General features: G+C 71.3%; 11 protein-coding genes. 7 read left to right on the top strand and 4 right to left on the bottom strand.

The annotated features are described in order from the left end of the window. The first annotated feature begins 6 nt into the window (after positions 1-6). Positions 7-1,953: a hypothetical protein gene (locus DB32_RS37835; RefSeq protein ID WP_157069976.1), complete on the top strand. Its 1,947-nt coding sequence runs from the start codon at positions 7-9 to the stop codon at positions 1,951-1,953. Positions 1,954-2,232: 279 nt separating this feature from the next. Here DB32_RS37835 and DB32_RS37830 read toward each other — a convergent pair whose 3' ends face one another. Both DB32_RS37830 and DB32_RS37825 read right to left on the bottom strand, forming a co-directional pair. Further along, positions 2,233-4,083: an IgGFc-binding protein gene (locus DB32_RS37830; protein ID WP_157069973.1), complete on the bottom strand. Its 1,851-nt coding sequence runs from the start codon at positions 4,081-4,083 to the stop codon at positions 2,233-2,235. A 66-nt stretch (positions 4,084-4,149) separates the two neighbouring features. Further along, entirely contained in the window at positions 4,150-4,401 is a 252-nt protein-coding gene (locus DB32_RS37825) for a hypothetical protein (RefSeq protein ID WP_053237519.1), read from the bottom strand. Between the two features lie 66 nt (positions 4,402-4,467). Between DB32_RS37825 and DB32_RS37820 the strand changes: the two genes are divergently transcribed. Next, positions 4,468-4,950: a hypothetical protein gene (locus tag DB32_RS37820; protein ID WP_075097719.1), complete on the top strand. Its 483-nt coding sequence runs from the start codon at positions 4,468-4,470 to the stop codon at positions 4,948-4,950. Next, positions 4,947-5,738: an ABC transporter permease gene (locus DB32_RS37815; RefSeq protein ID WP_053237518.1), complete on the top strand. Its 792-nt coding sequence runs from the start codon at positions 4,947-4,949 to the stop codon at positions 5,736-5,738. Before DB32_RS37820 ends, DB32_RS37815 begins: the two co-directional genes overlap by 4 nt. Here DB32_RS37815 and DB32_RS37810 read toward each other — a convergent pair whose 3' ends face one another. Continuing rightward, complete coding sequence (locus DB32_RS37810; protein WP_275935535.1) at positions 5,739-6,659, bottom strand: NAD(P)-dependent oxidoreductase; 921 nt, start codon at positions 6,657-6,659, stop codon at positions 5,739-5,741. It lies immediately after the preceding gene. Positions 6,660-6,700: 41 nt separating this feature from the next. On the opposite strand from DB32_RS37810, the gene DB32_RS37805 reads away from it, so the two are divergent. The 4 genes from DB32_RS37805 to DB32_RS37790 all read left to right on the top strand — a co-directional run bounded on the left by DB32_RS37805 (position 6,701) and on the right by DB32_RS37790 (position 10,421). Beyond that, positions 6,701-7,033 (top strand): winged helix-turn-helix transcriptional regulator, encoded by a 333-nt coding sequence (locus DB32_RS37805; RefSeq protein WP_053237516.1) that lies wholly within the window; start codon positions 6,701-6,703, stop codon positions 7,031-7,033. 28 nt (positions 7,034-7,061) lie between these two features. After that, positions 7,062-8,663, top strand: coding sequence for an SIR2 family protein (locus tag DB32_RS37800; RefSeq protein WP_053237515.1), 1,602 nt, complete (start codon positions 7,062-7,064; stop codon positions 8,661-8,663). 524 nt (positions 8,664-9,187) lie between these two features. Then, on the top strand, positions 9,188-10,021 hold the full coding sequence (locus tag DB32_RS37795; protein WP_053237514.1) for a tudor domain-containing protein: 834 nt from the start codon (positions 9,188-9,190) through the stop codon (positions 10,019-10,021). Between the two features lie 7 nt (positions 10,022-10,028). Beyond that, a complete protein-coding gene (locus DB32_RS37790; protein ID WP_053237513.1) occupies positions 10,029-10,421 on the top strand; it encodes a hypothetical protein in 393 nt (130 codons plus the stop codon). Between the two features lie 452 nt (positions 10,422-10,873). Here DB32_RS37790 and DB32_RS37785 read toward each other — a convergent pair whose 3' ends face one another. Continuing rightward, positions 10,874-12,751: a proprotein convertase P-domain-containing protein gene (locus tag DB32_RS37785; RefSeq protein WP_053237512.1), complete on the bottom strand. Its 1,878-nt coding sequence runs from the start codon at positions 12,749-12,751 to the stop codon at positions 10,874-10,876. Between the last annotated feature and the right edge of the window lie 55 nt (positions 12,752-12,806).

The raw sequence follows: 12,806 nt of genomic DNA, 5'->3' as shown, positions 1-12,806 counted from the left end.
GGCGCGATGCGCGCGCCGTGTGCTCTCGTCTTCGCTCTGCTGATCGCGTGTGGGGGATCTCCGAGCGATCCCGCCGATGCCGGTGCCGTGATCGATGCGGCGATCACACCGGCGATCGAGTGCGTGCGGCCGTTCCACGGCGAGATGGTGCTCGACGAGCCGATGCGCCCGATCCCGTTCGTCGCCGCGATCCGCGCGCCGGGCGCGACGAGCGCGCGCGTGAACGACGTGGCGATCGCGATCGACGCGAACGGGCTCGTCACGACCGAGATCCCGGTGCGCTTCGGCGTGAACGACGTCGAGGTCGAGGTCGACGGCGTGCGTCAGCTCTGCACGTTCGTGGTCGCGCCCGCGTTCGCTGCGACCGACGGCGACGATCCGCGCGTGGGCACCACCGCGCTCTTGCAGATCGGTGGATCCGGCGTCGACGACGGCGACGACGACACGACGCTCGGCTCGCTCGACGACGTGCTCACGCGCGCCGGCACCGCGGGGCTGATCGCGGGCGCGCTCGACGTCGGGCTCGGCAGCTTCGTGTTCGACGTCGTGCCGTGCACCACCGACCCGGGCACCGGGTGCTCCACCGGGCCGCAGGTGATGTTCACGACGATCGATCTCGACACGAGCATGCTCGGCGCGCCCGAGGAGAGCGAGCTCTCGGTCGTCGACGGCGGCCTGCGCGTGATCGCGCGCAGCCGCGATCTGCGGCTCGGCGTGCACGTCGTGGGCTGGACCTACGAGGCCCACATGGTCTGCGACGACGTGACCCTCGAGTGCCATCCCGTCGGCCCGGACTTCGACTCGATGGGCACGGTCGAGCTCGACCTCGAGATCACCACGATCGTCGACGTCGGTCTCGACGGAGCCACGCCGACCGCGACGACGCGCACCATCGAAGCCGTGCGCATCACGAGCGTCGACGTCGAGCTGCCCGACATCCACGAGCTCATCCGCGACCCGATCGTGGGCTCGCTGCGGAGCCAGCTCCCGTCGGAGCGCGCGACCGCGAGCGCGCGCGACGACCTCGGTGACGCGTACGGCGAGGGCGTGCGCGCGCTCGTCGAAGGCCTCCTGCGCGGGCTCGAGACGCCGCTCGCGCGCGGCAGCCTGAGCGTGCCGAGCTACGCCGGCGCGACGACCGAGCTGCGCCTCGCGGCGACCCCGACGCGCATCGAGGCGAGCGCGGAGCACGGCCTCTTGCTCGGGATCCGCAGCCGCTACGAGCTGATGGGCGATGCGGTGCGCGACGGCGGGCGCGGCATCGCGCTCGAGAGCGCGGCGATCGACGTCGACACGATGCTCCACGAGGCGAGCCGATCCGCGGTGTCGGTCGTCGCGCTGAACCAGACGTTCCACGCGCTGCATCGCGCGGGCGCGCTCGACGGAGTCGTCGCGCCCGACATGGTGGTCGCGCCGGACATGGTCGTGGCGCCGGACATGGTGGTCGCGCCGGACATGGTGGTCGCGCCGGACATGATGCGGCTCGACGCGACGGTGCCGCCGATCGCGAGCGTCGACGCGAGCGGCGTGTCGCTGATGCTCGGCGGGATGACGGCGACGTTCGACGGGCCCGCGCCCTACGGCGACGGACTGCGGGTGCGCTTCTCGGCGCTCGCGCGCGCGAGCACCGTGTCGTCGGGCGCCGATCCGAGCTTCGGTGGGATCGAGCTCACCGAGCTGCGCGTCGCCGCCGAAGGGCGCGCGATGTCGAGCGCGGAGACCGCGACGGTGCGCGCGTACGTCGCGGTGCTGAGCCACTTCCTCGCGAGCTCGCTGCTCGATCGTTCGCAGCCCGCGCTGCCCGCGCCGACGCTGCGCGCGCCGTCGACCATCACGATCGGCGGCCGCGCGCTCTCGACCGGGATCGCCGAGGGAACGCAGCTCGGCTCGGCGCCCACGTGGCGCGCGGCGGAGGGCCGCTTCGAGTCGAGCGGCGCGTTCCGCGAGCTGTGATCGCGACCCGAGCCGCGCTGGCGCCGAGGATCGCGCCTGGCCGCGGGAGACTGGCGTTTTTTCACCAAAAAACGCGTCTGGCCCGGGGCCAGAGCCGTTTTTTGGTGGAAAAACGCGTCCGAAGCAGCGGCGGAGCCGTTTTTCGGCGAAAAAATGCGGGTTTCCCGGGGCGGGAGCCGTTTTTCGGCGAAAACCCGCGGGTTTCCTGGGGCGGGAGCCGTTCTTCGGCCGAACGACGGGTCCGAGGCGGCCGCGGGGAGCCGTTCTCGCGCCGATGTATCAAATCGGCGGCGTGATCGGCCGCAGATCGAGCCCGCCCGACACGACGTAGCTCGTGTACGCGCCGAACCCGTAGACCTGCAGGCCGAACGGGCGCTCTGCGCTCGCGCGGTGCACGCCGGGCTGGATCTGCATGCTCGCGTGCGACCACCCCGTGCCCTCGATCTCGCGCCAGCCGGTGACGATCGTGCGATCGAGCTCGACGCGCGCGCCGGTCGGCGCGATCATGTCGAGCCAGCTCTGACGGTACGTCTCGGGCGCGAGCACCGTGTACGAGCTGCGGAACTGCGCGTCGGGGATCGCGAGCGCCATCCCGGGATCGCCGCTGCCTCCGCGTCCCGACGTGCCGAGCCCCGCGTAGTCCTGACCGACGAGGAACAGCGTCGCGAGCAGCGCGCCCGTGCCCTCGACGCGCACGCCGTCGCGCAGCTCGAGCTCGGCGTGCTCACCGCGGCCGAGCGTGATCGGCGCGTGGATCGCGGGCGTGAACGTGATCGTGTTCGCGTCGGCCGCGCTCACGACGCGCAAGAGGTTCGGCTCGTCGCGCAGCGGGCTCGTCGGCGCGACGAACGCCGAGCGACCGAGCGACTCCACCGGGAAGAGCTGCTCCTCGAGGTGATCGCACGCCCAGCGATCGAAGGGCACGAACGTGCAGTCGTGGCCCGCGATCACCGCGACCGGTCCGTCGGCGCGCACGATCGTCCCCGTCAGATCGTACTCGGCGCCGGGATCGCAGTAGCGCACGCCGGGATCGAGCGCGCTCGTCTCGACGCGCTCGACGCCCGGGCACGTCTCCGCGCCCTCGCTCGCGAGCTGAATCACCTCGCCGCGCGCGAGCGTGATCGTGCGCCGCTCGCCGGGCGCCATCGCGGCGAACGTTCCGTCGAGGCTCGGCGCGATGCGCGCGCTCGCCTCGATCTCGACCGACACCTCGCCCTCGGCCGCGCCGACGATCGTCACGAACCCCGGCGACGTCGAGTACGTGCCCGCGCGTCCGAGGAAGAACGTGGGCCGCGAGACCGCGACGTAGTTGCCGGTGAGCACGTGCGCGGGCAGCAGCAGCGACGCGTCGTTGGTGAACGAGTGGCACTGGCGATCGCCGGCGACGCCCTCTTCGTCCTCGCAGTCGTGCTCGAGCCGGAACTCGAGCGGGTTCCACTGCGTGACCACGACCGGCACGTCGGACACGAGGTGGTACGCGCCGTCCGCCTCGCGCACCGACGCGATCCCGAGCGGCGCGCGCAGCGACTCGATCCACGGCAGCGCGACGATCTCGAGCGCGCCCGGCGCGACGGTGCGCCGCGCGATCTCGGTGCCCGCGCGATCGACGACGATCACCGCGGGCACGAGCTGCGGGTTCGCGATCGCGACCGCGAACGTGAACTCGCGCGGCAGCGGCGCGTTGCGCGTCACGACCGGCCAGTACTCGCACCCGAGGTACGAGCGATCCTCGGCGGCGCGCGCGCAGAGATCGACGCAGCCATCCGCGCTGCAGCGCTGGCCCGTGCTCGGATCGCAGGTCGCGCCGCGCGTCCAGCCGCTGCCCGCGGCGTCGCAGACCTCGATCGTCTCGCCGTCGCAGCGCACCTCGTTGGGCAGACAAGGACGACAGCCGGTGCCGGTCACGCAGCGCTCGCCTCGCGCGGCGCAGTCGTCGGGCATGCGCGGGACGCCGCGCGCATCGCACGACCACGCGACGTCGCCCGCGCACACGATGCCTTCGCTCGCACCTTCGCAGACCGGCGGCGGTCCGGCGTCGCGCGAGGTCGGCGCGAACGGGACGGGATCGTCACACGCGACGAGCAAGAGGAGCGCCGAGCAAAGCGCGACCGACACGTGGCGGGCTGACACCACGCGCATCGTAGTCGGTCGCAACGCGCCGCGGGATCGGCGTGCGGCGTGCCTTGCTCGCGCCGCTCAGTTCGGCTTCTTCTGCTGGTTGTCCTCCTTCTTCTTCGGCGCGCTGTTCGGCTTCTTCTCGTCGTCGGCGTTCGCCGCGAACACCGTGTCGTCGCCGGGGTGCGCCTTCGAGCGCAGGGCGTCGCCCTCGCCCGTCGGGTCCTCCTCGCGCGACGGCAGCGGCGGGTTGTGGGGCCACTCGGTTCCGGTCTTCTTGGCCGGCTCGCTGCGCTCCTGCGGCTGCGAGCCCGCCTGCTTCTGGTTCGCCATGCGACAGATCGCTGCAGCGCGCGTGCCCGCTTTTCGGGGTGCAGCGCGCGACCCATACTCGTGCGCATGGCCATCGCGACTTCGGAGCTGGTCACTGCGCTGCGCACCACTGCGGCGCGCCTCGAAGACGGCGCCACGTACCAGTGGACGCACATGGGCGCGTGCAATTGCGGGCACCTCGCGCAGACGCTCACGCGGATCGATCGCGCCGAGCTCCACCGGCTCGCGCTCCAGCGCGCGGGCGACTGGGGCGATCAGTCGATCGAGCACTGCGCGACGAGCGGCCTGCCGATCGACGACGTGATCACGACGATGCTCGACGCAGGCATGGAGCTGCGCGACATCGGCGAGCTCGAGCGCCTCTCCGCGCCCGACGTGCTCGCGCGGATCCCGCTCGAGGAGCGGCCGCTCGATCGCCGCGATCGCGCGCACGTCGTGAAGTACATGCGCGCCTGGGCCGAGATGCTCGAGGAGCGCCTCGAGCCGACGTCGGGCGTGCACGAGATCGCTCGTCCCGTCGCGACGAACGCGCTACGTCGCGCCGGATGATCCGTCGTCACCTGCGACTGCTGGCCGCGCAGCTCCGGCTCTCGGGGCTGCTCGCGCTGCAGTACCGCTGGGAGTTCCTGCTCGACGGCTTCTTCTCGATCTTCTGGACGATCACCGCGCTGCTCCCGCTCTGGCTCGTGTTCGACGAGCGCCCGGTGATCGCGGGCTACACGTACCCCGAGGCGCTCACGGTCGTCGGGTTCTTCACGCTGCTACAGGGGATCCTCGAGGGCGCGATCCATCCGAGCCTCGCGACCGTGATCGACGCGATCCGCACGGGCACGCTCGACTTCGTGCTGCTGAAGCCCGCGGACGCGCAGTTCCTCGTCTCGACGCAGCGCTTCGCGCCGTGGCGCGGCGTGAACGTGCTCGCCGGGATCGGCGTGCTGATCTACGCGTTCTTCGAGATGGGCCGCGCGCCCGAGCCCGCGCACGTCGCGCTCGCGGGCTTGATGCTCGTGCTCGCGATCATCGTGCTCTACGCGCTCTGGATCATCGTGGTGAGCGCGGCGTTCTACGTGGGGCGCATCGACAACCTGCGCTTCTTGTTCCTCGCGGTGTTCGACGCGGCGCGCTGGCCGAGCACGGTCTATCGCGGCGTGCTCTCGTTCGTGTTCACGTTCGTGATCCCGCTCGCGCTGATGACGAGCTACCCGGCCGGCGCGCTGCTCGGACGACTTCCTTGGTCGACGGTGATCGGCGCGTGGATCGGCGGCCTCGTGTTCGCGCTCGCGGCGCGCGCGGTGTGGCTCACGTCGATCCGTCGCTACACGAGCGCGAGCTCGTAGTCAGCGCATCACCTCGATGATCGCGGCGGCCTCGCGATCGGCGAGCCCGGCGCGCGCGGCGCGCGCGAAGATGCCCGCGGCGAGCGCGGGGAACTCGGTGCTCAGCCCCGATGCGCGCGCGGTCTCGAGCAGCCGCGCGGTCGCGTCGACCGAGATGCGAAGCGGGCTCTCGCTGACGGTGAAGTCGCCCGACTGGATCACCGCGCCCTCGTGCTGGAAGAACGCGCCGAACGAGGGCCCGATGTCGCGCACGATGCGGCCGTAGGTCGCGACGTCGAGGCCCTCCTTCTGCGCGATCGTCGCGCCGTGCACGAAGCCGATCATCGCGCCGTAGACCCACGAGAGCGTCGCGAGATCCATCGTCGCGGCCGCGGCGGGATCGTCGCCGAGGTACACGAGGCCGCCGGCGAGCGTCTCGAGCAGCGCGCGCTGCGCGTCCCACGTCGCGCGATCGCCGCTGACGAGCACCGGCGTGTCGGGGTGGCCCATCTGGCTCGGCGCGGCCTGGATCGCGCCCGCGAGGAAGTGTCCGTCGTGCTCGCGCGCCCAGCGCGCGCCGCGGCGCGCGCTCTCGGGCGAGATCGTCGTCAGCTGGATCAGCGTGCGGCCCGCGAGCGTCGCGCCGGGGGCCGCGAGGATCGTGTCGACCGCGTCGTCGTTCGAGACGCACATCACGATCACCGGGCTCGCGGCGAACGCCGACGCGACGTCGGGCGCCGCGAGCGCGCCGCGCGCGACCTCCTCCGCGACTCTCGTCGCGCTCCGGTTCCACACGGTCACCCGCATGCCGTTCGCGCGGAAGAGGCCGGCGATCGTCACGCCCATCGCGCCCAGGCCCACCACCGTCACGTCGCTCGTCTGCATCCGAACCTCCTTCGCGACGAGCTGTGTGGATGCTCGAACCGGACGTCGAGTACGGATGTCTTGGTACGGTACGTACCTTCTGGTGCGTGGAGGCGAGGATGGCGAAGAAGCGCCCTCGGGTGTGCGGCATCGGTCCCGCGTTCGAGGTGATCGGCGGCAAGTGGAAGGCGCAGATCCTCTGGGAGATGCACACCGACGCGAAGCGCTTCGGCGAGCTCAAGCGCCTCGTGCCCGGGATCAGCGAGAAGATGCTCACCCAGCAGCTGCGCGAGCTCGAGGCGGACGGGCTCGTGCATCGCGAGGTGCTCGTCGCGGTGCCGCCGCACGTCGAGTACTCGTGCACGCCGCTCGGCGCCTCGCTGAACGAAGCGCTCGGCCCGATCGCCGACTGGGGCGAGCGCTACGAGAAGGCGCGCGCGAAGGGACGCTGATCTCGTAGGATCGCGCGCACCGCACACGATGCGCGATCGCGGCCACGTCTTCGTCGTCCACGGCAACCTGCTGCGCCTCGAGTGCGACGCGTGGCTGCTGCCGTGCGGCGTCGGAGGGAGCACGGCGGGGTATTGGCGCATCCCGCCCAACGCCGACATCTACGACGCGTGGGAGTGGCCGCCCGGCGACTGGACCAAGGTGCTCCGCTGCGTCGCGCTCGAGGGCGATCACGATCGGCCGCGACCGTTCGCGACGCACATCGGCGGCGGCAAGGACGCCGAGGTCGCGTGGTTCGTCGAGGGCGCGCTCGAGTTCGTCGCGCGCGCGCACGAGCGGCTGCGACGCGACGGTCATCCGCCGCGTCACGGTCGCGCGCGTCACCTGCTCGCGATGCCGATCGTCGGCACCGGCTACGGCGGCGGCGCGGCGCGCGCGGGCGAGATCGTGACGATGCTGCTGCCCGAGCTCGAGCGCGAGAGCGAGGCGCGCGGGATCGACATCGCGCTGGTGTCGCTCGATGCGTCGAACCACGCGGCCGCGCAGGCGACGCGCCGCGCGTACTGGGCGTCGCGCTCGCCCCACGAGCCGGCGTGGCCTGCGCTCACCGAGGCGCAGCGCGCGCGCGCGATCGCGCTCGCGCAGCAGGCGGTCGAGGGCAAGCTCGTGCTCTTCCTCGGCGCGGGGATCTCGCGCGGCGCGGGCTTGCCCGACTGGGCGACGCTGCTCGAGCAGCTCGCGGCGCGCGCCGCGATCGACGATCGCGCGGGCTTCGCGCGGCTCGATCACCTCGATCGCGCGGAGGTGCTCGAGCGACGTTTCGGAGGGACCGCGGCGCTCGGTCGCGAGGTCGCGTCGCTGCTCGGCTCGGAGCGATCCTCGCTCGCGCATGCGCTGCTCGCGGCGCTGCCCGTCAACGAGATCGTCACGACGAACTACGATCGACTCTTCGAGATCGCGAGCGAGCCGGTGATCGGCGCCGACGCGCTCGCGGTGCTCGGGCCGGGACGACGGAGCGATCGCGCGCGCTGGCTGCTCAAGATGCACGGGTGCGTGACGCGGCCCGAGGAGATCGTGCTCACGCGCACCGACTATCTCCGCTACGCGGAAGAGCGCGGCGCGCTGATGGGCATCGTGCAGGCGCTCCTGATGACGCGGCACATGCTCTTCGTCGGGTTCTCGCTCGACGACCCGAACTTCCATCGCATCGCGGACGCGGTGCGGCGCGCGGTGCGGGGGAGCGAGCGGCGCGGCAGTCGCGACTTCCTCGGCACCGCGCTCACGCCGGCGCGCCGCGGCTTCGTCGAGGAGCTGTGGAGCGACGACCTCGACTGGATCGCGCTCGCCGAGCAGGGAGACGACTTCGCGGAGGCGGCGCGCCGCCACGACGTGTTCCTCGACTGCGTCGCCGCGCACGCGCCGCGCGCGGCGCACCTGTTCGATCCCGCGTTCGCACCGCTGCTCGCGCCGCACGAGGCGGAGCTCACGAGCGCAGTGTCGGAGCTGCGCGGATTGGTCGAGACGGTGCGCGCCCGCGGCGAGACGTCCCCGGCGCTCGCGGTGATCGAGCGAATGCTCGTGGAGCTCGGCGCAGTGGGTCGAGTGCCTCACCGAGCGTTGCGAAAGCGCTGAGCCCGACGGCGCGTTCCGAGGAGAGCCGGAGCCGCTTCTGAGGAGAGCAGGAGGAGAAGGAAGACCACGGCAATGCGCGCGCAGGTCATCACGGCGTGGCGCGTCGAGCGCTCGAGTCGAAGCCGATCGGCTTCACGTGCGAAGCGCCCGGTGGATCCAGCAGGTCAGCAGACGACCAGAATCCACGTGGTCCTCCTAACTCGCCTGCTTTCCTCGGAATCCCGAGCGCGTTCCGAGCGCAGGCGCGACGAAAGGAAGAACCATCGACGTGGTCTTCCTTCTCCTCCTGCCCTCCTCGGAAGCTCTCTTCCTCAGAACGTCATTCGCAGACCGGAAGCACCGCCGAGTCGGGGCTCAGCCAGCGCCCGAGGGCACCGGCCGGCGCCCGCGTCGCATCGGGCAAAACGTGCGCGAACCGTGCGCGCACGCTCGGGCGAGCGGGCAATTCCCACGGAAATTCGCGATCCCGCCTTGGCTCGCCGGGTGCACCGGGGCGCTTCGTCAGTCTCGAAAGGAGCCCTCGCGTGTCCGACCCCTACGCCCCGATCCAAGGCATCTCGCTCGAACGCTACGCGGAGCTCGGCGCGGAGCTCGACGGCATCACCGACGAGCAGGCGCAGATCGCGAAGGTCGCGCAGCTCGGCGTGAGCGCGGCGGACTGGACCGCGGCGAAGAACGGCTGGACCGCGCGGATGCAGGACATGAGTCTGATGGGCGCCGTCGCGACGAAGTACATGGGCCTCTACAACCAGGCGCTCGCGAAGAAGACCGGCGTCGCGAAGGTCTCGTTCGAAGACTGGTGCGCGATGAGCGCGGCGATCGCGGTGTTCGGCTACGAGGCCGCGATGAAGCACTTCGGGGTCACGCAGGGCGAGTGGACGACGATCAGCGCGCACTGGCAGAGCGAGCTGAGCCGTGATCCGATGAACCTCGCGATGAAGCGCAACACGCTGCAGGAGCAGGAGACGCAGCGGCTGCGCGCGGGTGGTCAGCCGAAGGCGGTCGTCGTGGAGCGCGGTCCCGCGGGCGCTGCGGTGGCGGGCGGCGCGGCGGCGTTCGATCCCAACGCGCACGCCGCGATGCAGATGAACGCGGCCGCGCAGCACAACCAGCAGTACTTCGCGCAGGCGGCCGCGGTGATGAACCAGGGCGCGGTGCAGGCCGCGGTGAAGATGGCGAGCGGCATGGCGCAGCTCGGCGGCGGCAGCGGGCTGATCGTCGGCGCGGCGGTGAAGGTGCAGTGGTCGGACGGGAACAAGTACCCCGGGACGATCATGCAGATCGCGCAGGGCCAGTCGCAGATCGTGTTCTCCGACGGCCGTACGATGTGGATCGCGAACCAGTACCTGAGCGTCTGAGCGCCCCGTGTACCAAGTCGTCCAGAAGTGCCAGGGCTGCGGCGCGGGGCTGACGCTCGACGACATGCGCAAGACGCAGTGCCCGTACTGCCAGGTCGTCTATCCGCATCACTCGCAGGCCGCGCAGCACGCGCAGGTCGCGGGCGCGATGATGAATCAGATGATGGCGCAGGCGGGCTACGTGCAGAGTCCGTATGCCCCGCCGCCGCTCGGAGGAGGACCGCCGGGCGGGCCGCCGCCGGCGGTGATCACGCAGGCGTATGGCGACCCGTCGGCGATCGTCGCGAAGCAGGCGCAGGCGATGGGGCGCGGCATCGCGATCGTGATGATCGTGTCGACGCTCGTCGTGCTCGGGATGATGGCCGCGGGCGTCGCGGTCGCGCTCGTGTTGCTGCGCTGAAAACGACAAGAGCGCCGATCCCCTCGCGGAGGATCGGCGCTCTTCGTGTGCCCGCGACCGGCAGTCCGAAATACGATGTGCGCCGTGCGCGGCCTCGCTCCACTCGCGATGCTCGCTGCGTTCGCAGCCAGCTGCGGCTCACCGGCGGATTCGCCTGACGACTCCACGTTTGCCGCGCGAATGGAGGAGCTCGATCGCGCATCAGCGCACGTGCCGGTGCCGGAGGTGGTCGACTTCACCGATCCACCGCCGGAGCCGCCGATCGGCGCGGACGGTTTGCCGACCGCACGGGCGCTCGCGCGCGTCACGCGGGAGATCGACGAGCTCTGCCCGGACACGTACTGGCACTCGCCACGTCGCTCGGTTGAAGATCGGCTCGCCCGCTGGTCCCGTCCGTCCGCGCGCTGCGCGCGCTGCCATGCGGGACCCGCGGGACGAGCACTCCTGCAGGATCAGCGCGTCGTGACGCTCATCGACCAGCGGTCGAGCGTGCCCACGTCGTTGCGCGCGCCGTCGACCACCGTGAGGCGCCACGTGCCGGTCACGCTCTCGCCGACGAAGCCCTCGACCGCGAACGTGCGCTCGAAGCTGCCCGCGTCGATCGACGCTTCGCGCAGCAGCACGAACTCACGACCACCGACGCGCGAGAGGCGCACCGTGAGGTCCATCGGGAACTCGTGCGTGATGCCGACCGTCACGCTCATGCGCGAGATCGTTCCCGCGTCGCTCACCACGATGTCGCTGGTCACGCCGCTCGTGCTGTCGTCGGGGATCGCCGCGGCCGGCGTCGCCGAGTGCTCGCGCGTCTGCTCGGTGCCGCCGCAGCTCGCGCCTTCGCAGCGCGTGATCGCGAGGCTCCACGAGCTCAGCGTGCCCACGTCGGCGCTCGCCGTGTCGACCACCACGAGGCGCCACGTGCCCGCCGCGTCGACGCCGTTGAAGTCGGCGACGCTGAACGTCTGCTGCACGTGATCGTCCGCGCCGCCCGCGCGATCGAGCAGCGTGACCACGCGGCCGTCGCGCTCGAGGCGCACCTGCAGATCGCCGCGGTACGTGTGCGTGATGTCGACGGTCACCGCGAGCGAGCTGATCGCGCCCGCCTCGGCCACCACGATCTCGCTGCTCACGCCGGCCGGCGTGTTGTCGGGGATCGCGACCATCGGCATCGCCGAGTGCGTCGTCTCGCTCGTGCTGTCCATGCACGCGCGGTCGCTCGCGCAGTCGCTGTCCTCGCAGTCGATCGCACCGTCGCGATCGTCGTCGCTCGTGTTGTTGCAGGTCTCGGGAGGCAGGCGGACCGTGGGCACCGCGCTGACGTACGCCGTGAGGTACTGCTCGACGTAGCGGAACGAGATCCAGCCGTAGCCGTCGGGCTGCGTGCCCTCGGTGCCGAAGCGCGTGGTGCCCCACGAGTTCTTGAACATGAAGAAGCCGCGCTCCATCACCGGGCGGCCCATCGCGTCGACGACCGGATTGCCCTCGCCGTCGAGGCGCTGGACTTCCATCTCCGAGTCCCAGCCGACGAGCAGGAACGCGTGACCAGCCGGGCGCATGCGCGAGTCCGCGATGTCCGCGTCGTTCGGCGACATCACGATGCCGCGGCGCGAGTTCTCGCCGTTCGTCGGCAGCATCGAGCCGCCGTGGTTCCACGCCTGGTAGAAGAAGTCGCCGCCGACGACGACCGGCGTGCGCTTGGTGACCATGTGGCCCTGGATGCTCCGCGGCGTGCTGCGGATCCAGCGGCCCGCGGGCAGGTGCCAGCGCATGCCCTCGCGCGCCGCGGCGGGCGGCTCGCCGTTGGTCCAGCAGCGCACCGGGCGGTTCTCACCGGTGCACGCGGCATCCTGCGTCGTGCTCCAGCCGCGCGACTCGTAGGGCCAGAGCGACTCTTCCACGATGCCGAAGCGGTTGATCGCCTCGAGGTTGCGCTGCGCGCTCGAGCCGTCGGTGTTGGTGAACGCGCCGACCTCGGTCTTCACCGACCACTGCAGGTACTGCTCGCTGAAGTCGGGGCTCGTGATCGTGCCCTCGCTGATGTAGAGCGACTCCATCAGCGCCGCGGTCGCGAAGATCGAGCACACGCCGCGGCTGCCCTGGTTGCGCACCGGCGTCTGCGTCTCGAGCAGATCGAAGCGCGCGGGATAGACCTCGTCGGCCTTGCTCTCGTCGGGCAGCTCGGCGTTCGGCGGGATGCCGTCGACGAGCGGACCGAGCTCGGAGACCGGCGCTTCGTCGTAGGTGAGCGGGAGGTCGTCGTCGGGGCTGTTCGCGCAGCCGGCGAGCGCGACGAGCGACGCGAGGAGGAATGGGCGGCGGTTCGTGAGCGACATGCGAGGCGGCCGATTACAGATCCCGTGCCGCATGTGGGATAGACGAATTGCGCAA

It is taken from the genome of Sandaracinus amylolyticus (assembly GCF_000737325.1).
Lineage (GTDB): Bacteria > Myxococcota_A > Polyangia > Polyangiales > Sandaracinaceae > Sandaracinus > Sandaracinus amylolyticus.
This window is presented reverse-complemented; position numbering and strand designations above follow the sequence as displayed.